The 26,299-nt window shown below is 73.1% G+C and carries 19 protein-coding genes; 9 read left to right on the top strand and 10 right to left on the bottom strand.

Annotated elements, in window-relative coordinates:
* Nucleotides 1-137 precede the first annotated feature (137 nt).
* A complete protein-coding gene (locus ACFQQI_RS20035; protein WP_378567778.1) occupies nt 138-1,373 on the top strand; it encodes a geranylgeranyl reductase family protein in 1,236 nt (411 codons plus the stop codon).
* Nucleotides 1,373-2,272 (top strand): NUDIX hydrolase, encoded by a 900-nt coding sequence (locus ACFQQI_RS20030; protein ID WP_378567775.1) that lies wholly within the window; start codon nt 1,373-1,375, stop codon nt 2,270-2,272. Before ACFQQI_RS20035 ends, ACFQQI_RS20030 begins: the two co-directional genes overlap by 1 nt.
* Here the strand turns inward: ACFQQI_RS20030 and ACFQQI_RS20025 are convergent.
* The 8 genes from ACFQQI_RS20025 to ACFQQI_RS19990 all read right to left on the bottom strand — a co-directional run bounded on the left by ACFQQI_RS20025 (nt 2,235) and on the right by ACFQQI_RS19990 (nt 11,697).
* Complete coding sequence (locus tag ACFQQI_RS20025; RefSeq protein ID WP_378567772.1) at nt 2,235-3,215, bottom strand: hypothetical protein; 981 nt, start codon at nt 3,213-3,215, stop codon at nt 2,235-2,237. The two genes, ACFQQI_RS20030 and ACFQQI_RS20025, sit on opposite strands and share 38 nt — an antisense overlap.
* A complete protein-coding gene (locus tag ACFQQI_RS20020) occupies nt 3,212-4,675 on the bottom strand; it encodes a substrate-binding domain-containing protein (RefSeq protein ID WP_378567769.1) in 1,464 nt (487 codons plus the stop codon). The genes ACFQQI_RS20025 and ACFQQI_RS20020 overlap by 4 nt, the downstream gene beginning before the upstream one ends.
* A complete protein-coding gene (locus ACFQQI_RS20015; protein WP_378567766.1) occupies nt 4,672-5,763 on the bottom strand; it encodes a hypothetical protein in 1,092 nt (363 codons plus the stop codon). Before ACFQQI_RS20015 ends, ACFQQI_RS20020 begins: the two co-directional genes overlap by 4 nt.
* Nucleotides 5,760-6,338, bottom strand: a complete 579-nt coding sequence (locus ACFQQI_RS20010) for a hypothetical protein (RefSeq protein WP_378567763.1) — start codon at nt 6,336-6,338, stop codon at nt 5,760-5,762. The genes ACFQQI_RS20015 and ACFQQI_RS20010 overlap by 4 nt, the downstream gene beginning before the upstream one ends.
* Entirely contained in the window at nt 6,335-8,038 is a 1,704-nt protein-coding gene (locus ACFQQI_RS20005) for a hypothetical protein (RefSeq protein ID WP_378567760.1), read from the bottom strand. The genes ACFQQI_RS20010 and ACFQQI_RS20005 overlap by 4 nt, the downstream gene beginning before the upstream one ends.
* On the bottom strand, nt 8,035-10,164 hold the full coding sequence (locus tag ACFQQI_RS20000; RefSeq protein ID WP_378567757.1) for a glycosyltransferase: 2,130 nt from the start codon (nt 10,162-10,164) through the stop codon (nt 8,035-8,037). The genes ACFQQI_RS20005 and ACFQQI_RS20000 overlap by 4 nt, the downstream gene beginning before the upstream one ends.
* On the bottom strand, nt 10,161-10,400 hold the full coding sequence (locus ACFQQI_RS19995) for a hypothetical protein (RefSeq protein ID WP_378567754.1): 240 nt from the start codon (nt 10,398-10,400) through the stop codon (nt 10,161-10,163). Before ACFQQI_RS19995 ends, ACFQQI_RS20000 begins: the two co-directional genes overlap by 4 nt.
* Nucleotides 10,401-10,536: 136 nt before the next feature.
* Nucleotides 10,537-11,697 carry a glycoside hydrolase family 5 protein gene (locus tag ACFQQI_RS19990; RefSeq protein WP_378567751.1) on the bottom strand — a complete coding sequence of 387 codons (1,161 nt, stop codon included), beginning with the start codon at nt 11,695-11,697 and terminating at the stop codon, nt 10,537-10,539.
* Nucleotides 11,698-11,754: 57 nt separating this feature from the next.
* Here ACFQQI_RS19990 and ACFQQI_RS19985 point away from each other — a divergent pair, with 57 nt between their 5' ends.
* From ACFQQI_RS19985 to ACFQQI_RS19970, 4 genes are all read left to right on the top strand, one after another.
* Entirely contained in the window at nt 11,755-13,011 is a 1,257-nt protein-coding gene (locus ACFQQI_RS19985; RefSeq protein ID WP_378567748.1) for a hydroxyacid-oxoacid transhydrogenase, read from the top strand.
* A 1-nt stretch (nt 13,012) separates the two neighbouring features.
* A complete protein-coding gene (locus tag ACFQQI_RS19980; protein WP_378567745.1) occupies nt 13,013-15,676 on the top strand; it encodes an FAD-binding and (Fe-S)-binding domain-containing protein in 2,664 nt (887 codons plus the stop codon).
* A gap of 79 nt (nt 15,677-15,755) precedes the next feature.
* Nucleotides 15,756-16,961, top strand: a complete 1,206-nt coding sequence (locus tag ACFQQI_RS19975; protein WP_378567742.1) for a class I SAM-dependent methyltransferase — start codon at nt 15,756-15,758, stop codon at nt 16,959-16,961.
* Nucleotides 16,961-17,953 (top strand): hypothetical protein, encoded by a 993-nt coding sequence (locus ACFQQI_RS19970; protein ID WP_378567739.1) that lies wholly within the window; start codon nt 16,961-16,963, stop codon nt 17,951-17,953. The genes ACFQQI_RS19975 and ACFQQI_RS19970 overlap by 1 nt, the downstream gene beginning before the upstream one ends.
* Here the strand turns inward: ACFQQI_RS19970 and ACFQQI_RS19965 are convergent.
* A complete protein-coding gene (locus tag ACFQQI_RS19965; protein ID WP_378567736.1) occupies nt 17,895-18,881 on the bottom strand; it encodes a helix-turn-helix domain-containing protein in 987 nt (328 codons plus the stop codon). The two genes, ACFQQI_RS19970 and ACFQQI_RS19965, sit on opposite strands and share 59 nt — an antisense overlap.
* Before the next feature lie 138 nt (nt 18,882-19,019).
* Here ACFQQI_RS19965 and ACFQQI_RS19960 point away from each other — a divergent pair, with 138 nt between their 5' ends.
* The 3 genes from ACFQQI_RS19960 (at nt 19,020) to ACFQQI_RS19950 (ending at nt 24,331) form a co-directional block, all read left to right on the top strand.
* Nucleotides 19,020-22,742: a S8 family serine peptidase gene (locus tag ACFQQI_RS19960; protein ID WP_378567733.1), complete on the top strand. Its 3,723-nt coding sequence runs from the start codon at nt 19,020-19,022 to the stop codon at nt 22,740-22,742.
* A gap of 90 nt (nt 22,743-22,832) precedes the next feature.
* Entirely contained in the window at nt 22,833-23,840 is a 1,008-nt protein-coding gene (locus ACFQQI_RS19955) for a DNA topoisomerase IB (protein WP_378567730.1), read from the top strand.
* Nucleotides 23,837-24,331 carry an O-acetyl-ADP-ribose deacetylase gene (locus tag ACFQQI_RS19950; RefSeq protein ID WP_378567727.1) on the top strand — a complete coding sequence of 165 codons (495 nt, stop codon included), beginning with the start codon at nt 23,837-23,839 and terminating at the stop codon, nt 24,329-24,331. The genes ACFQQI_RS19955 and ACFQQI_RS19950 overlap by 4 nt, the downstream gene beginning before the upstream one ends.
* Nucleotides 24,332-24,338: 7 nt before the next feature.
* Here the strand turns inward: ACFQQI_RS19950 and ACFQQI_RS19945 are convergent, their stop codons facing one another.
* On the bottom strand, nt 24,339-26,297 hold the full coding sequence (locus ACFQQI_RS19945; protein WP_378567724.1) for a DUF5107 domain-containing protein: 1,959 nt from the start codon (nt 26,295-26,297) through the stop codon (nt 24,339-24,341).
* Nucleotides 26,298-26,299: the final 2 nt, after the last annotated feature.

The raw sequence follows: 26,299 nt of genomic DNA, 5'->3' as shown, positions 1-26,299 counted from the left end.
GTGCACCGTTTCGGCGCGGGGAAATGGTGCCGGAGCCACCGCTGGGTGGTGGCGTGCGTGCCGGCGGGGTGATCACGTTCGATTGCGCGCGCCGCCCCGAAGTCACGAATTCGACGCTGCGCTGAGACAATCGGACGGTGAGCATCCCGACCCAGACCGACGTCCTCGTCGTGGGCGCCGGCCCGGCGGGGTCGGCGGCCGCCGCCTGGGCAGCCCGGTCGGGCGCCGAGGTGGTGCTCGCGGACGCCGCCGTCTTCCCGCGGGACAAGACCTGCGGCGACGGGCTCACCCCGCGTGCGATCGGCGAGCTCCAGAGGCTCGGCCTCGAGGACTGGCTGCGCGCCCACACCGTCAACCAGGGGCTGCGCGCGCACGGGTTCGGCCAGACGCTGCTGCTGCCGTGGCCCGGCGGCAGCCTCCCCGACTGGGGCTCGGCCGTGGCCCGCACCGAGCTCGACGACCACCTGCGCACGACCGCGATCAAGGCCGGCGCGACCGCGGTCGACGGCCTCCGCGCCGTCGACGTACGCCGTGAGGGCGGGCGGGTCGCCGCGGTCGTCTTCCGGACCGAGCAGGGCCCGGTCGAGATCGCCTGCAACCGGCTCGTGGTCGCCGACGGCGTTCGCTCGCCGCTCGGCAAGGTGCTCGGCCGCGAGTGGCACCGCGAGACCGTGTACGGCGTCGCCGGCCGGTCGTACGTCGCCTCCGGCATGTCGGACGACCCGTGGATCAGCTCCCACCTCGAGCTGCGCGGCGAGGACGGGGCCGTGCTCTCCGGCTACGGCTGGATCTTCCCGCTCGGCACCGGCGAGGTGAACCTCGGCGTCGGCACCCTCGCCACCGCCAAGCGACCCGCTGACCTGGCGATCAAGCCGCTGATGGCGCACTACGCCGCCCAGCGCCGCGACGAGTTCCAGCTGACCGGTGAGCTGCGGATGCCGACCTCGGCACTGCTGCCGATGGGCGGCGCGGTGTCCAACGTCGCCGGGCCCAACTGGGCCCTGATCGGCGACGCCGCCGCGTGCGTCAACCCGCTGAACGGCGAGGGCATCGACTACGGGCTCGAGACCGGGCGCCTGGTCGCCGATGTCCTCGCGGACCACGGCGACCTCAGCGTCGTCTGGCCCGCGCTGCTGCGCGATCACTACGGCGAGGCGTTCTCGATCGCCCGCCGGCTCGCCGGCCTCGTGACCGTGCCGCGGCTGCTGCCGGCGCTGGGTCCCGCCGGCATGCGCTCGGACTGGCTGATGACCCTGGCGCTGCGCTGGATGGGCAACCTGGTCACCGACGACGACCGCGACCGCGCGGCCCGCGTGTGGCGGTGGGCGGGCCGGCGCTCGATCGCCCGCGACCACCGGCCGCCCTTCTCCTGATGAGCGGCCTGCCGAAGAGGCAGCGGGTAGCGGCGTACGCCGTCATCCTGCGCGACGGCAACATCCTGCTCAGCCGGCTCTCCGCGGCCGTCACGGCCGAGGAGCTCTGGACCCTGCCCGGCGGCGGGCTCGACCACGGCGAGGACCCGCGGCACGCCGTGGTCCGCGAGGTGCTCGAGGAGACCGGCCTCGAGGCGACGGTCGGCGAGACCGCCCGCGTCTACTCCGCACACCTCCCCGGTGTCTGGCGCGACGGGCGGCGGGTCGACGCGCACGCGCTGCGGATCGTCTACGAGGGCTGGGTGCCGACCGACTCGCCGGAGCCGCACGTCGTCGAGGTCGGCGGCTCCACGATGGCGGCCGCCTGGCACCCGGTCGAGGCCGTGCTCGACGGGACGGTGCCGGCAGTGCCGATGGTGCTCGAGGCGGTCGCCGACCACCGGCCGTTCCGGCACCAGCGCCTGGGCGCCTACGCACTGGTCCGCCGCGACGATGCAGTGCTGCTCGTCCGGATCTCGGCGCGGGGCTTCCACACCGGCACGTGGACGCTGCCCGGCGGCGGCGTAGACCACGGCGAGTCGCCGCGCTCCGCGGTGATCCGCGAACTCCGGGAGGAGTGTGGCGTCGACGGCAGCGTGGGCGAGCTGGTCGCCGTGCACGACGAGCACTTCAGCGGTACGGCTCCGTCGGGCCGCTACGAGGACTTCCACGCGGTCGCGCTTGCCTTCGAGGCGACCGTGGCCGACGACGCGGAGCCCGCGCTCGCCGAGGTCGACGGCACCACCGACGCGGTCGCGTGGGTGCGGATCGCGGACGTCGAGTCGGGCGCGGTGCCGGTGCTCGACGTCGTGCGCGAGGCGCTCAAGGGAGCGGAGCCGCAGCCACCTCACACAGATTGAGCCGCGGGTCGCGGTCGTTGTTCACCACGTGGTACGACGACAGCACGTACGCCCGCTGCACGCCGTCCACCGACACCCACAGCCGCATCATCCCGTTGCGCGGCAGGTCCACGGGCCCGAGCAACCCGGTGACGGGGTCGTAGCCGAGGCCGGAGTAGCGCTCGACGTGGTCGTCGACGGCGCCCTCGCCCTGGATGTACTCGACGTCGAGGTACGCCGACTCCGGGTGCGCCCCGGTCGGGCGGAACGCCACGGTCTGGTCGTACGCCGTGCTGCCGGGCTCGCAGGTCACGATCGCCTCGCCGAGCCCGGGGACGGTCGTGATGCTGGTCGTGTGCGTGAGCGCCTCGTCGGTGCCGTGCCAGGTCAGCCCGAACTGGCCGTCGCTGCGGGTGCGCAGCTTCAGCGCCATCCGGCAGAACTCGTTGCCGGGATGGCGGAACCGCTCCCACCACCACGTCAGCCGGAAGGACGTGACCGGCGTCGTGAGCGCGCCGCCGCCCGCCTGGTCGCGGCCGGGTCGCTGGCTGATCACGCCGTACGCCGTACCCGACGAGAAGTCCTCGATCGGCGACCGCTGGTTGAGCCCCTCGTGGGCGCGGGAGCCGGTGCCGGTGTAGACGCGGACGTTCTTGACCGCGACCACGTCGCGGCCGCCCTTCTGCTCGAACTTGGCGAGCCACATCTGCGTCTCCGGGCTCCGGCTGGTCGGCCGGACCCGGACCATGGTGCTCGTCGGCCGGCAGACGAGGTCGATCCGGCCGATGCCCGGAACGTTCGCGCTCTTCTGCTGGACCTGACGCTGCCGCTCGCCCTTCCACTTCACGACGACGCGGGTGGTCTGGTCGACGGGCGTGCGCGCGGCCGTCGCCGGCGAGGCGACCCCCAGGCCGGCCGCCACCAGCGCCAGTGCGGTCGCGAGCGCGAGGCGACGCCGGGTCATCGGGCCGGTTCGACCGGGTCCGGTGCGGCGCTCTCCGCGGCCTCCGGGTCGACCGTCGTGGTGTCGCCGCCCGCGGGTACGACGAGCACCGGCGCGTGGGTGCCCTCGATCCACGCCAGCTCCGCGCGCAGCGTCTCGTCGGGCACCGGCACCAGGCGGGCCTCCGCCGCCGCGTCCTGCGACGTGGTCAGGTAGTGGCGGATGAAGTCCTTGACCTCGAGGCGCGCGAGCGACCGGGTCGTGGTCGTGATCAGCATCTGCGACGCGAACGGGTACTCGCCGTCGGTGATCGTCTGCTGGCTCGGGAACACGCAGTTGCGGTGCCCGTCGGGCAGCGTGATCTCGAAGGGCCGCAGCTGGTCCTCGTAGACCTCGTAGTCGCTGAACCTCGCGTAGATGACGTGGCCGAGCGTGGCGTCGACCCGGCGCTTGGCGTCGGTCGCGGAGCCGAGGCGCTCGACGGCGCGCTGGAGCCGGGCACGGGCCGCCTCGGCTTCGGCGCGTGCGGCCTGCGTCGCCAGTCGGGCGGAGTCGACGCGGGCCTGGTCGGCCGCCTGGTCGACAGCGCTGCGCCGGTCGCGGATGCCCTTGGCGCGCTCGGCCAGGGCGGCCTCCAGCTCACGCCGGGCATCGAAGTGGACCTGGCGCTTCGCCTCGAGATCCGACTTGCGGGCACCGCGGACCCGAGCCAGGTCGGGATAGCGCAGCGCGCGCTGGATCCGTTCGGCGCCGCCGTTGAGGAAGCGCAGGGCCTCGTTGAAGTCGTCGTAGGTGAAGTAGTCGGACCGGACGTCGGTGAGCGCCGGCGCCAGCGACCCGAGCACCGACGTGCCGAAGACCTGGAAGTCGGTGGAGTCGAGCAGCGGACCGCCGACCTCGAGAGGTACGTCATCGAGCCCGACCTGGCTCCAGCTGGTGACGGGGGACCCCGCCCGCCAGATCTCCTGCACCTGGTCGGTCGACAGGCAGTCGCCGCCCACGTCGGACTCGGACTTGATCGCGATCACGATCGCGTCGGAGGCCACCTGGAACTGCACGACGTCGAGGCCGACGGCCTGGCACGCGTCCCACTCGCTGCGCGAGATCGCGCGGAGCGAGCTGACGACGTCCACCTTGCCCGAGCACAGGCGCCGGAACGCCTCCTCCTCGCCGTTGTCCGCGAGGTCGACGACCGTCCGGGTGCCGGTCTCCTGGTAGCGCGTCACCTCGTCGGGCGTCAGCGAGATCGTGCTGGCGCCGTCGATCGCGATCTCGCCGCGCGGCCGGTCGGGCAGCCCCGCGTTGGCCTCCTTGATCTGCGCCTGCTGTGCCTGCTCCTCGGCGTACTGCTCCGACTGCGCCTGCGCGACCAGGTCCGTCGCATCCGGTGCGTCGTCGTGGGAGCACGCCGGCAGGGCCAGCACCCCGGCGAGCGCCACCGCCACGGCGGCGCGGCGCCAACCCGTCGTGGAGCCCGTCATCGGCGGTCCTCCTCGGGCGGGAACCGGTACTTGCGGCCGAGCTCGAGGACCTCGAAGTCCTCGAGGCGCAGGCCGAGGAGCTCGTTGCCGAAGATCATGCTGCGGGTGACGTCGCGCTGCGCGTACAGCGTCGGCACCGCGGCCCGGTCGACGACGATGGCGCCGTACGTGCGCAGCGCGGCGACGATCGCGTCCGCCATCCGCTGCTGCTGCGAGGTCAGCCTGATCGGCTTGTCGGTGATCGGGTCGACCGGCGCCGGGATCGTCACGTCATCCTTGAGCCGGATCCGGGCGCCCTCGGGGAGCGAGCTCACGCGGCCGTTGCCGTCGGTCGCCGACGCCGGCTGGACGAACACGCTCTGGGCCGGACCGGGCACGCTGATCGCGAGCGCGTGGTTGATCAGGCCCGCCTGCAGCTCGTTGGGCCGGATCAGGCCGGCGAAGAGCGGCAGGCCCGAGCCGCGGGCGCTGGGCTGGTACGGCGCCTGGTAGCCGGGGCCGTTGAGGTCCCACTTGCGCATGTAGTTATAGGAGATGCTGCCGTCGTCCTCGCGGCGGGCGCGCCACAGGTCGTAGGCGACCGGCTTCTCGACGTCGAAGACCGTGAACCAGCCGTCGTACCTCGGGTCGGGGTCGACGTCCGGCGGGATGCTGAGGATCTGCGTGCGCTCGCCGTCGCCGCAGACGAGCTGGCGGCAGACCAGCTTGGTCGGCAGGCCGCCGGCGACGACGGGCGTCGTCCAGCGGTCGGTGTTGATGTAGAGGCCCTCGTTGACGACGCGGCGATCGGGGTAGTAGGTGCTCTGGCCGACGCGCTGCACGACGCCGACGCGCTCGCGGGCGTGCCGGATCATCCGGCCGGAGCTCGGGTCGACCTCGGCGCTCTCGACGCGGGTGTTCCAGGGCGAGTCGGCCTGGAAGAAGCGCCGCTCGGGCACCGGGACGCCCTGGGTGGAGCTGCCGGGGTCGACGACGACCTCGAGGTCCGCCGAGTCGGAGCGCGAGCCGCCGTCGTCGGCGGAGCACGCCGCCAGCGCCAGGGCACCCGCGACCAGCACGGCAGGGAGGGAGAGCCGACGTCCGCTCATCGGCGCTCGTCCATCCCGTCGCGCTGCGGCGCGATGCTCGCCTCGACGGACTCCGCGAAGCGCGAGACCGCGTCGCTGATCTCGCTGAGCTGGCGGGCCTCGTGTCCACGCCCCGCTCGGTCGCCGGCCTGCAGGCGCGCGTCGGTGATGATCGCGTGCGCCTCGCGGCGGGCGGTGATCCGGATCAGCTCGGCGTCGAGCTCCGCCTGGGCGGTGAGCAGCTCGGCGCGGCGCATCGCCTCCGCCTCGAGGGCGGCGAGGTGGCGCAGCGTCGCGTTCTCGGCGTCGCGAAGTCGCTCGATGGCAGCGTCGGCCACCTGCTGCACGCTCAGGCCGAAGTAGCTGTGCTCCACGGTCGCGGCCGGGGTCACCGGAGGGGCCACCGGCGCGGGCTCCGGCATGGGCTCGGGCTCGGGCATCCGCGCGGCCGGGGGCTCGGCAGGCTCCGGCACGGCGGACGGGCCCCCGAAGTCGACCTGGCCGACGCGGTCCTCGGCGGCGAGCCGCAGGAGGTCGTCGACCGACGGCGGCGGCTGGATGGCGCCGAGGCGTGGCTCGATCTGCTGGTCGGTCACGGCGTGCCCTCCGTCGCCGAGGTCCCGGGGACCTCGTCCACGGCCTGGTCCGGGTCGAACCCGGCCGGCACGCCGACGAGCACGTAGCGGTCGGTGCTGTAGACCACGGGCAGGCGGGGGTCGGTGCCCTCGGCGGCGTCGGGGTAGTACTGGCTGAGCAGGTCGCTGGTGTCGCCGGTCGTCATCAGCAGGTAGTCGACGTACTGGGCGGGCTCCTGCGCCGCCTCCTTCCACGGGCCGTCGCTCTGGTCGACGCGGTCGACGAACAGGTCGGGCCGGCCGGTCAGCAGCATCACGGCGTACGTCTGCGAGTTGTCGGTGAGGATGGAGTTGCGGTCGCTGATGTTGGCCTCGATGTAGTCGGCCATCGCCTGCTCGTCGACGACGCCGACGCTCGCGCCGCTCAGCGTCGTCGCGCCCTCCTGCGACTCCCGGGTCGAGACCGCGGCCGCGAAGGGCGCCTCGAGGTTCTGGTAGCGGTAGCTCTGCATCGCGTGGAAGGTCCACGGGATGCTCGCCGCCAGCAGCACGGCGAGACCGGCGCCCACGAGGACGCCGTCCGACTCCGTCGAGCGGGCCAGCCACATGCCACCGATGACGGAGAACAGCAGGATCGGCAGGCTGTTGCGCATCTGCATCGGGGAGTCGGTCACGTCGAGGAGCACCGAGAGCGCGGGCGACACGATCGCGGCGGCCAGCAGCAGGCCGAGCCACAGGGCCAGCGGGTTGCTCCTCGCGACGCCGAAGAAGATCAGCGCCGGCAGCACCACGATCGCGACGGGTGCGCCGTACAGCACCAGCTCGCCGGTGCCCTGGAGCAGCTCCGCGCCGGTGAACCGACCGGGGTCCGCGCCGCCGGCGTCGCTGGCGCTGGTGATCCAGTAGAACGGCTTGGTCAGCAGCAGCAGGTTGAAGACCGTCCACAGCGCGATGACGTAGAGCGTCGGCGCGGCGAAGCCGACCGTGGTGCCCTCGACCTCCTGGCCGTCGGCGCCCAGCTTCGCGAGGATCGCGCCGATCATGATCGCGCTGAGCACGAACCACAGCAGGCTGCTGTACCCGGCCAGGGCGGCGACGCTGTAGGCGATGCCTGAGAGCATCACGAAGCGGACGTCGGCGGTGACGTACCAGGCGACCAGGGCGCCCATCGCCGTCACCACGAAGGACATCGAGATGAACTGGCGGGCGCCGCCGGCGGCATACAGGGCGACGAGCGGGTTGAGGGCCAGCGCGACGAGTACGGCGTACCGCAGCGGGGCGACGAGCTGGGCCCGGCGGCCGAGGGTGTTCAGCGCGACCATCGTCAGGCCGGCGAAGATCGCCGACGTCACCGGGACCACGGCCAGCGAGGAGCCGACCGAGCTGAAGATCGCCAGCGGCGAGACCAGCAGCGTCGTGAGCGGCGGGTAGTCGAAGCCGAGGGCGGAGAGCTTGGCGGGGTCGTTGTGCCAGATCATCAGCGCCCGATTGAGGCGGTCGAGGGTCTCGAAGCCGACGACGTGCATCTTGACGACGAGCCAGTAGCCGAACCAGGCGTAGGCGCCGGCTGAGACGAGGAAGACGGCGAGGCTCTCCCACGGGCGGCGGCTGATGTCGCGCGGCCGCCGGTGGACGGCCTGGACGACGCCGGCGAGCCGCTCGCGCTCGGACCGGACGTGGTCGACGGCGGGGTCGACGGCGGGGTTCACGGTGGTGCTCACGGATGATCACCCGTGTCGAGCCCGTGCTCCGTCTTCTCCCAGTAGAACGGGTTGGTGAAGAGCTGGATGAAGCCCTTCCACGCCGCCCAGCTCATCAGGCCCCAGTAGAGCGGCGAGAGCAGGGCGGTGCGGGTGATGCCGAACTCGCCGCGTTGCAGGCTGCCGGCGACGTTGAGGTAGACGAAGACGAAGTTGCCGACGAAGAGCATCGCGCTCGCGGCGTAGAAGACGAAGCCCGGGAAGAGCTGCTGGATCATGCCCCAGCGGGTCAGCACGTACAGCGTCGTGAGCGCCCAGAAGATCGGATTGAGCAGCAGCACGAACGCGTTGGCCATCGTGAGGTTGAAGCTGGTGAAGCCACGGATCCCGGTCTCGCGCAGCAGCGCGCCCGGGCGGCGCATGTGCACGAGCCAGGTCTGGTAGTAGCCCTTGATCCAGCGGCTTCGCTGGCGGATCCAGTTCGGGACCTGGGAGTTCGCCTCCTCCAGCGTGGTGGAGTCGATCATCGCCGTCCGGTAGCCCTCGCGGTGCAGGCGGATGCCGAGGTCGGCGTCCTCCGTGACGTTGAACGGGTCCCACGCGCCGAGTTCGCGCAGCACCGAGGTGATGAAGTGGTTGGAGGTGCCGCCCAGCGGGATCGGCGAGCCCGCGGCGCCCATGGCCGGGAGCACGAGCTCGAAGTGCATCGAGTACTCGTTGGCGAACCACGCCGTCAGCAGGTTCTGGTTCTGGTTGAAGTGGTTGAGCTTCGCCTGCACGCACGCGACGCCGGCGCCCACCCGCTGGAAGGCGATGTAGGCCTTCTTCAGCTGGTCCGGCTCGGGCCGGTCCTCGGCGTCGAAGATGACGCAGAACGTGCCCGTGGCCAGCTGGAGCCCGTAGTTGCACGCCTTCGGCTTGGTCTTCGGCAGCGCGTCGGGCACCACCACGAGGTGGAAGTGCGGCGGCAGGTCCAGCGACCTGATCATCTCGATCGTGTCGACGTCGTCCTCCTCGCACAGCAGCTTCACGTCGAGCCGCGTGCGGGGGTAGTCGAGGTCGTCGATGCCGCGGACCAGGCGGCGCACGATGCCCGCCTCCTTGTAGAGCGGCACGAGGATCGTGTACGTCGGGAGCGTGCGCTCGTCCAGCGCCGCGATGTCCTCGTCGGAGACGTCGGTCTCGAGGTGCGTGCCCAGCGCGCGGAATGTGAGCTGGAACTTGTAGACCGACACCGCCAGGTAGAGCAGCGAGCAGGCCGTGACCAGCCCGATCAGCGTGCCGAGCGGCCACACCACGGCGCAGAGCAGCACCGCGATGCCGACGACGACGCCGAGCGCCTTCTGCCCGCCGGTGAAGACGACGTGGGCGGAGTCCTCGGGCCGCGACTCCATGAGCGCGACGGTGGACACCTCGACGTAGTGGGCGCTGTGCACCCGCTGGATGAGCTGGTCGAGCTCGGTGCGGTTGGCCAGCAGTTGGCGGAAGGGCGAGCCGAGCGCCTCCTCGACGTCGAGGGTCTGCTCGGCGTCGAGGGGCCGGGGGACCGCGAGCAGCACGAGGTCCTCGGTGGCCGCCACGGGGATCGCCTGGAGGCGCTGGGCGATCGGCTCGGGGAGCCGGCGCGCGACCTCGAGGTCGGGTACGAAGTCGGCGAGGCCGACGCGCTGCATCTGGTGCAGCTCGGAGAGCGCGGCGACCAGGACGTCCTCGCTGATGGCCCCGTGGCCGACGAGGATGTCGCCGATCGGGTCGCCGGTCCGGGAGTACTCGACCATCGCGGCCTGGAGCTGCTCGGCGGTGACGAGGCCGCTGGTGGACAGCATGCGCGCCATCTGCAGGCGGGCGCGCCGCTCGTCGCCGGTCTCCACCGTCCCCTCGAGGGGCGGGTGGACGAGGTCGACCGCGGCGGTGATCTCGTTGCCGGTGTGGCGCACCATCCGCACCGGGCGGTCGATGCGCTCCTCGACGACCTGGCGGGTGATCGCGTCGTCGGCCTCGGCAACCGCGACCAGCACGGTGCCGTCGGCGACGGCGTACGGCAGCACCCGGAAGGTGCGGCAGATGCCCTCGGGCAGCAGACGCGCGATCTCGGGCACCACGCCGTCGCAGAGCCGGACCGGGGCGTGGGTGGCGGTCGTCGTCATGCGGCGCCCGCCCCGAAGCCGCTGGCGGCCTTCGGTGCCGTGGCTCCGGTCGAGCGGCCCGGACGGGCGCCGCGCGAGCGCCAGACGAGGTAGACGAGAAACCCGATCCCGAGCGCGATGAGCGGCGCGAGCAGGAAGGCGATGAAGACGACCAGGAACAACACCAGGGTCACGAGCACGCGGACGACGCCGGCACCCGTCGACAGTCGTTGCGGGCGCGCTGCGGTGCCGCTCATTCAGTTCCCCCTGCCGTGTCCTGACCCCCACCCCGAGGGTCCGCGGACGGCAGTCACGCTAGCCACGGCCGTTCATCGGGCCGTCCACGCGCGATCCACAAAGGGGTAACAACTCCCGGTCCCGCTGCGAGGTGGCTCACGACCCCCGGAGGGACCGCCGCGCGATCACGCCGTACGACGTCGGGCCGGCCAGGTCGTCGCGGACCAGCGACATGGGGTCGGTCGGGTGGTCGGCCCACACCCAGAACAGCGAACCGATCCCGTGCCGGTCGGCCCATTCGAGGAAGCGCTCGACGAACCCGTTCGCCGGGTCGCTCGATCCCAGCTCGCCGGTGAGCACGGGGACGCGCGCGGCCAGCGGCGCCAGCACGGCGTCCCAGCACCGCTGGTCCGCGCACTCCTTGAAGTCGTAGGCGTGGAACGACGCGACCAGCTGGTCGTCGTCGGGGGCGAACGTCGACCAGTGCGAGAGGTCGTTGGCGTAGTCGAGCCCGCCGAGCAGCACCGGCTGCCCCGCGCCGGCGTCGCGGATCTCCCGGACCACCGTGGCCATGCCCTGGACCGGGTAGGTGATCCGCGCGGCGGTGGCCGTCTGGTCGTCCTCCACCGGCGCCGCGCAGCCGCCGTCGCGCCAGCACTCCCAGGTCAGGTCGAAGACGATCCGGTCGACGGCGTTGTAGCGCGAGTAGGGCTCGTTGAAGGCGTCGAACATGACCGACGGGTTGGCGCGGTAGACCCCGGCGACCGAGCGCCAGAAGGCCAAGGACTCGGAGTCGGGCATCGCGAGGTTGCCGAACTCCGGCTCGCCCATCCGCTTGCGACTGTGCAGGTCGAGCACGACGACCATGCCGTGCCGGTTGAGCGCGGTCACGAAGTCGTGGACGGCCGCGCGGTAGTCGTGCGGGGTGCGCTCCTCGAACTGGTCGCTGACCGGCGCCCCGCGGGTGCCGAGCCAGCAGTCCTGGTTGAGCGGCAGCCGCACCGTGTTGGCTCCCCAACCAGCGATGGCGGCCGCCTCGGCGTCGTACGCGTCCGGGCCGCCGAGCGTGTCGAGCGAGGACATGCCCCAACCCTGGGCGCAGGCGTACTCGAAGCTGCTCCAGTTCACGCCGCGCGGCACGAACGGGTCGCCGCTGCGCGCATCGACGAGGCGGTTGCCCTCGACGACGGGCTGCGGTGCGTCGGTCACCAGCGGCGTGCCGCCGTCGTCCGGGGCTCCCCGCTCGGCGTAGAGGGCACCGCCGGTGAGCAGCACGACGATCGCCGCCACCGGCGCGATCCAGCGCGCGCGCCGCATGTTGTCCCCCCTAGGTCACCGAGGATGGTAGATCCTCGCCGTGACTAGGGTGGCCGGATGAGTGAGACCGTCTTCACCTATGCGGCGCCGGCACTCAAGTTCGGGCCGGGGGCGTCCGACGAGGTCGGGCACGACCTGGGTCAGCGCGGGGTGCGGCGGGCGCTGCTGGTCACCGACCCCGGCGTGGCCGCGACCGGCCACCCGGCGCGGATCGCCGAGCGGATCGCGGCGCACGACATCGCGGTGACGACGTACGACGCGGCGCACGTCGAGCCGACCGACGAGTCGCTCCGGGAGGCGATCGAGTTCGCCCGCGACGCGGGTCCGTTCGACGCGATCGTGGCGGTCGGCGGCGGGTCCGCGATCGACACCGCGAAGGCGGTCAACCTGCTGACGACCAACCCCGGCGAGCTGATGGACTACATCAACGCACCGGTCGGGAGGGCACTGGCGCCGTCGCAGCCGCTGCTCCCGCTGGTGGCCGTGCCGACCACGACCGGCACCGGGTCGGAGAGCACCACGATCTGCGTGCTCGACGTGCTCTCGCTGCACGTGAAGACCGGCATCAGCCACCCGGCGCTGCGGCCGACGCTCGCCGTGGTCGACCCGCGGCTCACGCTCACCCAGCCGGCCATGGTCACCGCCGCTGCCGGCATGGACATCCTGTGCCACGCGCTGGAGAGCTGGACGGCGCGGTGGTACGCCGACTTCGACGCGAAGCGTCCCGAGGAGCGGGTGCCCTACTGCGGCGCCAATCCGATCGCGGACCTCTGGTCGGAGAAGGCGATGGCGCTGCTCGCCGGGTCGTTCCGCGACGCGGTGCGCGACGGCCACGACGAGCGGGCTCGGGAGCAGATGGCGCTCGCGGCGACGTTCGCCGGCCTCGGCTTCGGCAACGCCGGGGTGCACATCCCGCATGCGAACGCGTACCCGATCGCCGGACGGGTGCGCGACTACTCGCCCGAGGGCTATCCCGACGAGCCGATCGTGCCGCACGGGATGGCCGTGGCCCTGACCGCGCCGGAGGCCTTCCGGTTCACGTTCGACGCGGCGCCGGATCGGCACCTGCAGGCCGCCCGCCTGCTCGACCCCGCGGCCGGAGGCGGCCCCGACGGACTGCCGGCCGTGCTCGCGACGCTGATGCGCGACGTCGGCATCCCGAACGGCCTCGCCGCCATCGGGTACGCCGAGGCCGACGTCGACGACCTCGTCGAGGGGGCGCTCAGGCAGCAGCGCCTGCTGGCGACCGCGCCGAAGAGTCCCACGGACGAGGACCTGGCGACGATCGTCCGGCGGTCGATGGAAAACTGGTGACGTGCCGTCGAGTGACCTGGTTGCAGAGCTCCTCCGCCGGGGCGTCTCCGATGTCGACGACTCGACGCTGACGCGCGCGCTCTACTCCTCCGACGCCTCGCTCTACCGCGTCGTCCCGCAGGCGGTCGTCCGCCCGCGGCACCCCGACGAGCTGCACGCGATCCTCGAGGTCGCCCACGAGACCGGAGCCCCGGTCACCATGCGCGGCGCCGGTACGTCGATCGCCGGCAACGCCGTCGGCACCGGCATCGTCGTCGACACCCTCAAGCACCTCCACGAGGTCGTGTCGATCGACCCCGAGGCGCGCACCGCGGTGGTCCAGCCGGGCGTCGTGCACGCCGACCTGCAGCGCGCGGCCGCGCCGTACGGCCTGCGGTTCGGCCCGGACCCGTCGACCCACACCCGCTGCACGATCGGCGGGATGATCGGCAACAACGCCTGCGGCTCGCGGGCGCTGGGCTACGGCCGCACCGCCGACAACGTGGTGGACCTCGACGTCGCGTGGGCGCCCGGCGTGACCGACGTCCGGGGGCAGCTCACCACGCTCGTCGACCAGCACCTCGCCCACGTGCGCACGTCGTTCGGGCGGTTCTCCCGGCAGGTCAGCGGCTACTCGCTCGAGCACCTGCTGCCCGAGAACGGCCGGTCCCTCGAGCGCTTCCTGGTCGGCTCCGAGGGCACGCTCGCGGTCGTGCGCTCCGCGACCGTGCGGCTCGTCGAGGACGACCCGGATCGGCACCTCGTCGTGCTCGGCTACCCGTCCATGCCCGAGGCCGCCGACGCGGTCCCGGCGCTGCTCGCGGCGGCGCCGTCCATGACCGCCTGCGAGGGCCTCGACTCGCGGATCGTCGACCTCGTCCCCGGCGCGCCCGAGCTCCCGCGCGGCGCGGGCTGGCTGTTCGTCGAGGTGCCCGCGGCCGAGACGGCCGCGGTGATCGCCGCGGCCGGTGCGCTCGAGCACCGGGTAGTGCCCGACGGCCCCGAGGCGGCCGCGCTCTGGCGGATCCGCGAGGACGGCGCCGGCCTGGCCGCGCGGAGCCTGTCGCGGCCGGCGTACTCCGGCTGGGAGGACGCCGCCGTCCCGCCCGACAAGCTCGGCGCGTGGCTGCGCGACTTCGACCAGCTGCTGCGCGACCACGACCTCGACGGCGTGCCCTACGGCCACTTCGGTGACGGCTGCGTGCACGTGCGGATCGACTTCCCGTTCACCGAGGGCGCCAAGGTCTTCCGCGACTTCCTCACCGCCTCCGCGCTCAAGCTGCGCGACCACGGCGGCTCGCTGTCGGGCGAGCACGGCGACGGGCGCGCTCGCTCAGAGCTGCTGCCGCTGATGTACGACGCGGAGTCGCTGCGCCTCTTCTCCGCGGTCAAGGCGATCTGCGACCCGCGGAACCTGCTCAACCCCGGCAACATCGTCGACCCCGCGCCGCTCGACGCCGACCTCAGGCCGACCCGGCCGCGGGCCGAGCTCGCCCTGGCGGACCAGGTGCACCGCTGCACCGGAGTCGGCAAGTGCGTGGCGCCGCGCACCACCGGCGTGATGTGCCCGTCGTACCTCGCCACCCGCGACGAGAAGGACTCCACGCGGGGCCGGTCGCGGGTGCTGCAGGAGGCGGTGGACGGCTCCCTCGTGCAGGGCTTCGCCGACCCGGCCGTCGACGAGGCCCTCGACCTCTGCCTGGCCTGCAAGGGCTGTGCGGCCGACTGCCCGACCGGCGTCGACATGGCGACGTACAAGGCCGAGGCGCTGCACCAGAAGCACGACGTGCTGGGCGTGAAGCGGCCGCGCAGCCACGCCCTGCTGGGGCAGCTGCCGAAGTGGGCGGCGCTGGCCGCGCCGATGGCGCCGCTGGCCAACCGGATGATGAGGCTGAAGCCGGTCGCCCGCGCTGCCCGGGCCACGGCCGGCATCGACCAGCGCCGGTCGATCCCGGCCTTCGCGCCGAGGACGCTGCGCAAGGCAGCCGGTGTCCCAGACGTCGTCCCGGACGTCTGGATCTGGGCGGACTCCTTCAGCGACCACTTCTTCCCGGACAACGGCCACGCCGCGATCGCGTGGCTCGAGTCGGTCGGCGTCACCGCCCGGGTGATCAACGACGACGCGTGCTGCGCGCTGACCTGGGTGACGACCGGACAGCTCGACAAGGCGCGGTCGATCATGGAGCGGACGGTCCGCACGCTCACGCCGTACGTCGAGTCCGGCGTGCCGGTCGTCGGGCTCGAGCCGTCGTGCCTGGCGACGCTGCGCAGCGACGTGCCGGAGCTCACCGGCCGGCACCTCGACGTGCTGAGCTTCGCCGAGCTCGTCGAGCGGCTCGACCTGCCGCTGCCGTCCCTCGAGGGCGTCACGGTCGTCGCCCAGCCGCACTGCCACCACGCCGCGATCATCGGCTGGGCGGCGGACAAGCGGCTGCTGGAGCGGGCCGGCGCGACCGTGACGCAGGTGGCCGGATGCTGCGGGCTCGCGGGCAACTTCGGGATGGAGAAGGGGCACTACGAGGTCTCGGTCGCGGTCGCCGAGACCCACCTGCTGCCCGCGGTCCGCGCGAACCCGGACGCGGTCGTGCTCGCCGACGGCATGTCCTGCCGGGTCCAGCTCGACGACCTCGCGGGCACCCCCACGATGCACCTGGCCGAGCTCCTCGCTTCTAGAATCACAGGGTGAACCCCCGCCACCGCCGTCTCGTCATCCCGATCGCGCTGGCGGCGCTCCTGGTCATCGTCGTCCTGGCTGCGATCCTCTGATGGCCGAGCCGCTGCTGCGCGAGCTCAACCGGCTCCGGGCACTGGTCCTGGACCCGGAGGTGCTCGTCAAGGCGGTCGCGTCTGGACGCCAGAAGGGCGAGGAGCCGCGGTGGCGGCGGGCGGAGCTGCGGTACGTCGACCTCAAGGCGGGGCGGCACCTCCAGGTCACGACGTACGACCAGACCCAGGCGTTCACGGCCAACCACGCCGTCGGAGACGCCTCGCGCGACGCCGTCGACGCGCTGCTCGACGAGCCGTTCGGCAGCTGGCACGTCGACACCACCACGCAGAGCCACCAGCTGCGGGTCACCAAGAAGCTCGAGGCGGTCGTGCACACCACCGACCGGTCCGAGCCGGTCGAGGCGGAGCGCGAGCACGACCGCGACAAGCAGCGGCTGCTGCCCGAGGACGACCCGGTGTTCGTCGCGCTCGGCATCTCCGACGCGCAGGGCCGGCTCAAGCCCAGCCGGCAGGCGAAGTATCGCCAGGTCGAGGAGTTCCTGCGGCTGCTCGACTCCTCGATCACCGACGCGCTCGAGAAGGGCCACCTGCGCCGGCCCACGGCCGACGACCCGCTGCGCGTCGTCGACCTCGGCTGCGGCAACGCCTACCTCACGTTCGCCGCGGAGCGCTTCCTCACCGGCGTGCGGGGGCTGCCGGTCCGGTTGACCGGCGTCGACGTCAAGGAGCAGTCGCGCGAGCACAACGCCCAGGTCGCGGCCGGGCTCGAGGTCGCTGCCGACTTCGTGGTCGGCACGATCGGCGGCGTCGCGCTCGACCCCGCCCCCGAGGTCGTGCTCGCCCTGCACGCCTGCGACACCGCGACTGACGAGGCGCTTGCCCAGACAGTCGGCTGGGGCGCCCAGCTCGTGCTCGCCGCACCCTGCTGCCACCACGACATCGCCGCCCAGCTGCGCAAGGCACCGACCCCCGCGCCGTACGCCGTGCTCACCCGCCACGGCATCCTCCGCGAGCGGCTCGCCGACACGCTCACCGACGGCCTCCGGGCGTCGCTGATGCGGCAGCAGGGCTACCGGGTCGACGTCGTGCAGTTCGTCGAGAGCCAGCACACGCCGCGCAACACCATGCTCCGCGCCGTGCGCACGGGCGCGCCGGTCAAGGGCGGGTCGGTGCGCAAGGAGTACGACGAGCTCGTGTCGACGTGGGGGATCCACCCGAAGCTGGCCGACCTCCTCGAGCGCTGATGCTCGACCGCGTCCTGGGCCTCGCCTCCGCGGTGTCGTTCGCCATCGGCGCGGTCTCCGCGCCCGCCGGTCCGTCCGGGCAGGTCGAGCTCACCTTCCGGGACCCCGACATCGTCGAGTCGAGCGGGCTGGTCGCAGCGGGCGACGGGCTCTTCCTCACGACGAACGACTCGGGCGACGGCGGCCGGGTCTTCGTGGTCGACGGCTCCGGCCGGACCGTCGGCAGCACCTCCTGGTCGCCCGAGCCCACCGACGTCGAGGCGCTGGCCCCCGCCGGGCCCGGTGAGGTCTGGGTCGGCGACATCGGTGACAACCCGCGGGCGCGGGACTCGATCACCGTGCTGCGCGTGCCCTACGGCCGTACGGAGCAGGTCGTCGAGCCCACGGCGTACGAGCTGGTCTACCCCGACCGCGCGCACGACGCCGAGTCGCTGCTCGCCGATCCGGAGACCGGTCGGCTGTACGTGATCTCGAAGGACGTCTTCGGCGGTCGGGTCTTCGCGGCGCCGCGGAGGCTCTCGTCGGAGCAGCCCAACCGGCTGGTCGACGTCGCGCCCTCCTTCAGCTTCGCGACCGACGGGGCGTTCTTCCCCGACGGGCGCCACTACGTCGTGCGTGGCTACACCAGCGCGGCGATCTACTCCTTCCCCGGTCACGAGCGGATCGGGTCGTTCCCGCTGCCGGCGCAGCAGCAGGGCGAGGGCATCTCGGTCGGCGCCGACGACGAGCTCTACCTGAGCACCGAGGGCCAGCACACTGACCTGCTGAGGATCGCGGTGCCGCGGCAGGTCGCGAGGGCGATGACCCCGGCTGCTCCGACGGCCGAGACGCCCGAGCCGGTCGACGTGCGAGAGGACCCGGACAGCTCGTGGTGGTGGCTGGTCGGCGGCGCGCTGGTCGTGGCGGTGCCCACGGCCGCGTCCTGGCTGTGGCTCAAGCGCCGACCCAGCCCCGGCGCGCGGCCTCGTGACCCAGCTGGAAGCGGGTCGTGACCCGGGCCCGCTCCATGAGGCCGGCGACGCGGCGCTGCACCGTGCGCAGGGACAGCGCCAGCTGGCCGCCGATCGCCTGGTCGGTCAGGCCGGCCAGCAGCAGGGTCAGGATGCGCGCGTCGACGTCGTCGATCTGCTCGGCCGCGAGCTCGGCGACCCCGTGCTCGCTGGGGACGACGGCGTTCGCCGAAGCCCAGACCAGGTCGAAGAGGTGCAGCAGGGCGTCGAGCAGCCCGCTCGGGTGCACCAGCAGGGCGCCGAAGTCGTCGTCCTGCGCGGACGTCGGGGCGAGTGGCAGCAGCGCGAGCGACCGGTCGGCGACGACCAGCCGCAGGGGGATCTCGTCGGCGACCCGGATCACCTCGCCGGCATCGACCGCCTCGGCGACCTCGTCCAGGAAGCCGGCGCGCTCGAACGCCGCACGCTCGACGACCACGCGATAGGTCACGCCGCGCTCCAGGGCGGCGTCCTCCGCCGTGTTCTCCTCGGCGGTCACGACGGCGACCGAGGCCTTCACCAGGGCCAGCACCTCCGTGCTGGCGCCGCGCTGCATCTGGGAGAAGCGCTGAGCAACTGCCTGGGACCCGCGGACGACGTCGATCACGTCGGCGAGCGAACGGTCGGCGGTCGCGTGCCGGTACTGCTCGGCCAGGCGGCCGAGCTCGAGCTGCGCGCGCCGGATCTCCTCCTCGCGCTGGACGATCAGGGACCCGAGAGCGAGCGTCGGCGGCGACGCGACGAAGTGGTCGGGCGCGGCGCTCGAGCGGGCGACCAGACCCCGCTCCTCGAGCGCGCTCAGTGCCGTCGCCACCTGCGCCACCTCGGCCTCCATCGCGTCGGCGAGCGCCTCGGCCGACTGGGAGGGGTGCGCAACGAGGCGCCGGTAGGCGCCTTCCTCCCACCGGTCGAGTCCGAGCACGTCGAGCATCGTGCCTCCCGCTGGGACAGGTGAACGGGGCAACGGCTGGCGGACACTGGTCATGACGTATCTCCGCCATTGAGCAGCCTACGACGCGGTGGCATGTTCATGCCCGCTAGGTGTCACTCATTCTCGGAAAGGGCACTCATGTCACCCACCCCACGGGCCGCGGGCGCGGCGCTCGCCGCCACCCTGGCCATCAGCGCTCTCGCCGTCGGCGGACCCGCCGGCGCGGAGCGCGATCGCGTCGCCGCCCGGCCGGCCGACCCCGCCGGCACGACGGCGAAGGTCACGCTCGTCACCGGCGACGTCGTCACCCTCACGACGGGCAGCGGCCCGGCCACGGTCGCCGTGGACTCCGCCTCCGGCAGCTCCGGCGGCGTGCAGATCCAGACGGTCGGGCGGGACGTGCACGTCGTACCCGACGCGGCGCTGCCCTACCTCGCCTCCGGCCGCCTCGACCCCGAGCTCTTCAACGTCTCCGGGCTGGTCGAGCAGGGGTACGACGACGCCTCGACCGGCCGGATCCCGCTGATCGTGCAGTACCGGCCGACCGTGCGCAGCGTGCCCGCTGCACCCGACCACGCCGTCCGGGGTGCGGTCCTGCAGAGCATCAACGGCGCCGGCATCAGCACGAAGAAGGCGCAGGCCGAGTCGTTCTGGGCCGGGGTGACGGACACTCCGACCGCCGCGAGCGACGACGGACGGTTCGCCGAGGGCATCGCCCGGATCCACCTCGACGGGAAGGTCGAGGCCAGCCTCGCCGACAGCACGGCGCAGGTCGGTGCTCCGCAGGCCTGGGAGCAGGGCGTCGACGGCGCCGGCGTGACCGTGGCGGTCCTCGACACCGGCGTCGACCAGACCCACCCCGACCTCGCCGACCGGATCGTCGCGTCCCAGAGCTTCGTGCCCGGGGAGGGCCTCGCCGACGTCAACGGCCACGGCACCCACACCGCCTCGACCGTCGCCGGCACCGGCACCGCCTCGGGCGGACAGGAGAAGGGCGTCGCGCCCGGCGCCGGACTGGCCATCGGCAAGGTGCTCAACGACGCCGGCTCCGGCCTCGACTCCTGGATCATCGACGGGATGGAGTGGGGCGCCGCGCACGCCAAGGTCGTCAGCATGAGCCTCGGCAGCCAGGAGGCCAGCGACGGCACTGACCCGATGGCGCTGGCCGTCGACGAGCTCAGCGAGAGCACCGGCGCGCTGTTCGTGATCGCGGCGGGCAACTACGCCCGGGTCAGCGGCATCGGCTCGCCCGGCGCTGCGGCGTCCGCGCTCACCGTCGGCGCCGTCGACGGCAACGACGAGCGCGCCTGGTTCCAGGACATGGGCCCGCGTCTGGGTGACGCCGTGGTCAAGCCCGAGATCCAGGCGCCGGGTGTCGACGTGCTCGCCGCGCGCAGCGCGCAGACCGGAGGGGAGGGCTACTACCAGACGATGTCCGGCACCTCGATGGCCACGCCGCACGTGGCCGGCGCGGCCGCCCTTGTCGCGCAGCAGCACCCCGACTGGACGGGCCAGCAGATCAAGGACGCGCTGGTCAGCCGGTCGCACCCGCTGGCGGGCCAGACCGCCTACCAGGCGGGGGCCGGGCGCCTCGACGTGCCGTCGTCGGTCTTCGGCGACGTCGTCGCCACGGCGACCCGTGACTTCGGGTTCCACCCGTGGCCGCACGGCGACGCGCAGCCGGTCGAGCGCACCGTGACCTACCGCAACTACGGTGGCACCGACGTGACCCTGGCGCTCGGCGTGCAGGTCACCGACGACGAGCTGCAGCCGGCTCCCGCAGGCCTGGTGACGCTGGGGCAGGACTCCGTCACCGTCCCCGCCCACGGCACCGCCGACGTCACCGTGACCGGCAGCCCGGCTGTCGGGGCGGCCGCGACGTACTCCGGCACGATCACTGCCTCGCAGGACGGCCAGCAGGTCGCGCAGACCGCGGTCGGCCTGGTCAACGAGGAGGAGCGCTACAGCCTCGACGTCAACGCCACCGACCGCAGCGGCCACAAGGCGGGCGGCTACGTCACGCTCTACCGGTACGGCGACCAGTACGTCACCACGCTGGCGATCGACCCGGCCACGGGGAAGGTGCCGACGCAGCGGCTCCGGCCCGGCATCTACAACGTGACGAGCTGGCTCGAGTTCGCGGAGCGGGGTGACGACGAGGGCGTGGCGCTGCTCGGCAACCCGCACCTGGTGATCGACGAGGACTCGACGATCACCGTCGACGCCCGCGACGCCAACCCGGTCACGGCCACGACGCCGAAGGCGAGCGAGGACGTCTACCGGCGACCCGGCTACGTCCACGACTCCGGCATCGGCGGCCAGTTCTCCACGTTCACCAACCAGTACGCCGTGCCCGCCAACATCGACAACGTGTACGCGGCACCGACCGGTGAGGTGCCCGGGGCGAGGTACGAGTTCCTCACCCGGTGGCGGCGGACGGCGCCCCTGCTGACGATCACCGCGCAGCCCGGCAACGCCCGGCTGCACGAGGTCCTCCAGCGCGGCTCCGCCCGCTGGGACGGTCGGGACACGCTGCGCGCGGTCTTCGTCGGCAACGGGGCCACGGAGGACTACGCCTCGGTCGACGCCCGCGGCCGGGCCGTGCTCGTGATGCGGAACGACGCGGTCGCGCCGTACGAGCAGGCGGCTGCGGCAGCTGCCGCCAACGCGCGCGTGCTGGTGATCGTCAACGACCGGCGGGGCGAGATGTACGAGTACGCCGGCGGCACCGACGTCCCGGTCGTGTCGCTGACCGGCGCCCAGGGTGAGCCGCTGATCGACCGCATCGACCGCGGTCGCGTCGTCCGGCTCTCGCTCGACGGCGTCGAGGCGCCGCCGTACCTCTACGACCTCGTCGACGCGCACCAGGGCCGGATCCCCGACGACCTGCGCTACGCCCCGCGAGCCCGGGACCTGGCGACGGTGACCAACCGCTTCGTCGGTCCGGAGGGCGAGCTCGCCTTCGACGAGCGCGGTGACTGCCGCGACTGGAACTGGCCGCCCTGCCTCACGGTGACCGAGCCGGTCCACCTGGGCACCACCAGGGTCGACTACGTGTCCACCCAGGAGGGCACCGCGTGGTACGACAGTGCGCTGCGGGCCGTCGACGGCTACCTGGCGTGGGACGCCCGGGGCGCGCAGCAGGCGTTCGCGCCCGGCGACGACGTCGTCCGGTCGTGGTTCGAGCCGGTCGTCCGGCCGCGGGTCGGTGAGGGCTACTGGCACCCGCGTCGCAGCGGAGACTTCTTCGCTGTCAACGTGCCGTTCGCCAGCAGCGGCGACGAGGGCGTCACCGGTCACCAGGAGGACGAGGGCTCGACCGTCACGTCGCGGCTGTACCAGGACGGCACGCTCGTCCGCGACGGCGGACCGTTCCAGGCCGTGCAGACGACGGTGCCGGCGACCGCCGGCTGGGCGGACTACCGGTTCGAGATGGACACGGCGCGCAAGGCCGCGGTCTGGAAGACGTCGACGGAGACCCACACGGCGTGGGACTTCCGCGCGGAGACCACGGAGAACGGCAACGCGTGGACCTACCTCCCGTTGCTACAGCTCGACTACGCCCTCGACGCCGATCTCAACGGTGCGATCAGGTCGGGCCGGAACACGATCGGCCTGACGGCCTTCCACCTCGCCGACGTCGCGGGGGCCGGGAAGGTCGCCGGTGCGACGTTCGAGGTCTCCTACGACAACGGCCGCACGTGGCAGAAGTCCAAGCTCGCGCCCGCCGGTGCGGGAGAGTGGATCACCACCCTCACCGTCCCCGCCGCGGCGAAGTTCGTGTCGGTGCGGGCGACCGCGGAGGACGACGCCGGCAACGGCATCGAGCAGGAGGTGATCCGCGCCGTCCAGGTGCGCTGATCCGCTCCTGAGTGCGTGCGGCGGTCGGGCCTCGGGGCCCGGCCGCCGTACCTGCGTTTGGCGGGGTCGTCACGTGGCTACTCCTGCGGCGTGGCCACGCTCCGCAGGACGTCTCCCGACCAGCCGGGCTGGACGCGGCGGCGGTCCGGTCGTGGGTTCGTCCACCTCGACCAGGACGGCAACCGCGTGTCCGCGGACGACGACCAGCGGATCCGCGACCTGGCGATCCCTCCGGCGTGGACCGACGTCTGGATCACGCCGTACGACAACGGCCACCTGCAGGCGGTCGGCACCGACGACGCCGGGCGACGCCAGTACGTCTACCACCCCGACTGGCGGTCCCGGCGGGACGCGGCGAAGTTCGACCGCGTGCTCGACTTCGGCAAGGCGCTGTCGAAGGCCCGTGACCTCGTGGTGCTCGACCTCGGCCGGGAGGGGATGCCGCTCGAGCGCGCCTGTGCTGCCGCCGTCCGGCTGCTCGACCTGGGCTACTTCCGGATCGGCAACGACGCGTACGCCGACGCCCACGGCAGCTACGGGCTGACGACGCTCGAGCGACGGCACGTGCGCCGGCACCAGGACCGGCTGGTCTTCACGTTCGTCGGGAAGTCGGGTGTGGAGCACCAGATCGAGATCGACGACGAGGACGTGATCGCGGCCATCGACGCGATGCGACGGCGGCGCAGCGACGACCCGCGGCTGCTGGCGTTCAAGGACGGCCGGTCGTGGCGGTCGGTGCTGCCGGAGCTCGTCAACGAGTACGTTCGCGCGTCCACGGGCATCGAGGCGACCGCGAAGGACTTCCGCACCTGGCACGCGACCGTGCTCGCCGCAGCGGCGCTCGCCGAGTCCCCGGAGCCCGGCGACACGAAGGCGTCGCGCAAGCGCGCCGTCTCCGGCGCGATGAACGAGGTGGCGTCGTTCCTCGGCAACACGGCCACGCTGGCGCGCTCGTCGTACGTCGACCCGCGGGTGGTCGACGCCTACGAGGAGGGCCGCACGATCGCGCGGACGACGTCGAAGGAGTTCGACACGGTCGACGAGCGACAGGCGGCGCTGGAGCGTGCGACGCTGAGGCTGATCAGGGAGGCCTCGTGAGGATCACCGCCGTCCAGGGGGACATCACCCAGCAGCAGGTCGACGCGATCGTCAACGCCGCCAACTCCAGGATGCGTGGCGGCGGCGGCGTCGACGGAGCGATCCACCGGGCCGGCGGGCCGGCGATCCTCGACGACTGCGTCCGTCGCTTCCCCGACGGGCTCGCCACCGGCGACGCCGGCTGGACGACGGCCGGCGACCTGCCGGCGAGGTGGGTCATCCACGTCGTCGGCCCCAACCGCACCGCCGGCCAGACCGACCGCGGCCTGCTGCTCTCCTGCTACTCCCGGGCGCTGGAGGTCGCCGACGAGCTCGGCGCCCGGACCGTCGCCTTCCCGCTGGTCTCCGCCGGCGTCTACGGCTGGCCCAAGGACGACGCGGTCGCGGCGCCGCTCGAGATCTTCGGCTCGGCCTCGACCTCGGTCGAGGAAGCGCGGCTGGTGGCGTTCGACGGCCCGACCCACGAGCTGATCCGGGCCGCCCTGGGCTGAGCCGGCGCTATCCCATCCGGAAGTCGAGCCGCTCCGGCAGGTCAGGGACGGGACGGGTCCCGCGCGCCTCGTGGTAGGCGAACCACAACGACTCGAGCGAGACCTCGCCCTCGCGGACGTCCTCCACGACGAGGTCGCCGTCGAGGACGGCCCCGGCGCGGTCGAGGTCACCGGCGTCGAGGGCCGCTCGCAGCTCGCTCAGCCGCACCCGGCCCCACGCGCGGTCCTCGGGAACGAGCCCGTCGATGACCGACAGCGCCTCGGCGGCGGCTCCTACGTCCAGCAGCGTCACGAGGTACTCCGCCGCGAGGGGGCGGAGCATCGGCAGCGCCGGGTGCGCGCGCCGGTAGTGCTCGAGTGCGCCGGCCGGGTTGCCGGCGGCGACCTCCATCGCGGCGAGGTTGCGCAGCCCCCACGGCGTCGGCTGCAGCTCGACGGAGCGGGTGGTCGCGGCGCGGGCGGCGTCGGCGTCACCGGCGTGCCACGCGGCGACACCGCGGTGGAGCCAGGTCACCCAGTCGTCGGTCGCGTCGTCGAGGAGGCGGCGCCACGCGGGGCCGACGACGTACGACGGGGGCGGCTGGTTCTCGCCTGGTTCGGCCACGCGGCCGTCGCGCAGCAGGTCCAGCCAGGGCTGCTGCTCGGGCCCGAGCGTGTCCGGGTCGAAAGGTGTGCCGGGCCCGCCGAGCGGTGGCTCGGCCGCGCCGCGCCGCCGCTCCTCCTCGAGGGCGCCCCAACCGGACCCGGGCTGCAGGACCTCGGCGGGCGCCTGCTCCGCCCGCGCCTCGACTCGCGCCAGTCGCTCCTCGAGCGCCTCCGCCGGCACCAGGTCGTCGACGGCCTGCTGCACCGCGGAGCGAGCCTCGTCCCACGACCCGTGCGCCGCCGCGGGATCCACCCCGACGAGGCCGTACGCCTCGACCCACGACACGCGCTCGCCGCCCGCGAGCGGCTCGTGCTCGAGCTGCGTGCGGGCCAGCCCGGCCTGGATCTCGAGGTACCGCTGCCCGGGGCCGGAGAGGAACTCCTGCCACCGGCGGCCGCCGGGCGAGCCGCCCCACACGAAGAGCTTCCTGCCGACGAGCCGCCGCGTCGAGACCTGGGCGAGCCCGCGCCCGTCGTCCTCGAGCGCGGAGATGTAGGGCCGGGCGGCGTCGCGACAGTCGAAGAACCAGTCGCCGGGCCGGGTCGCGGTCGCCGGCCACGTCAGGTCGCGACCGTGGTCCTCGGGCACGGGCACCATGCCCAGGCGGCGGTCGTAGGAGACGTGGTACGCCGTGTCGGCCGGGACGACGACCCGGGTCCGCGGCGTCTCCGGCACGGCCATGTTGGACCACCAGTAGACCGGCACCTCGTCCGGGTTCGGGTTGCGGACCGTCGCCTCGACGTACAGCACCGGCGAGCCGGGCGGCAGGCAGAAGTCGAGGGAGTAGACCAGCCCACGGGTCCGCTCGTACTCGTAGAGGCGCAGCACGGGCCCGTCGTCCCCGCCGTCGACCCGGACCGCGTGCAGCGGCTCGCAGGTCAGCGTGGTGTGGCCGGTCGTGCCGAGGTTCCACTCCACGCCGCCCGCGAACCAGGCGTTGCGGAGACCGAGGTTCGCGGGTTGCAGCACCGAGTTGCGGTGCAGCAGCTCGCGGCCGCTGGCGAGGTGGACCAGCGACCACAGCCGACCACCGAGGCCGAGCAGGAAGGTCGCGCGCAGCACGTCGTTCCTCAGGACGGCGACGTCGAGGGCGCTGTCCACGCGGTGCCGGTCGTACCCGTCCTGGAGCAGGTAGGGCAGCACCGTCGGGAGGTGACCGTACTCGACGCCGTTCCTCAGCTCACGGTCGTCGACCTCGACGTGCAGCCCGTCGTGCGGGTCGTCGAGACGGACCAGCGGCGGGAGCGGGTTGACGGCGCCCCAGCCCGCGGCCGGGATGGCCAGTCGATCGAGGCGCAGGCGCGTGGTGTGGTGCGGCATGG

It is taken from the genome of Nocardioides sp. GCM10030259 (assembly GCF_042666375.1).
In the GTDB taxonomy this organism is placed as follows: Bacteria; Actinomycetota; Actinomycetes; order Propionibacteriales; family Nocardioidaceae; genus Nocardioides.
This window is presented reverse-complemented; position numbering and strand designations above follow the sequence as displayed.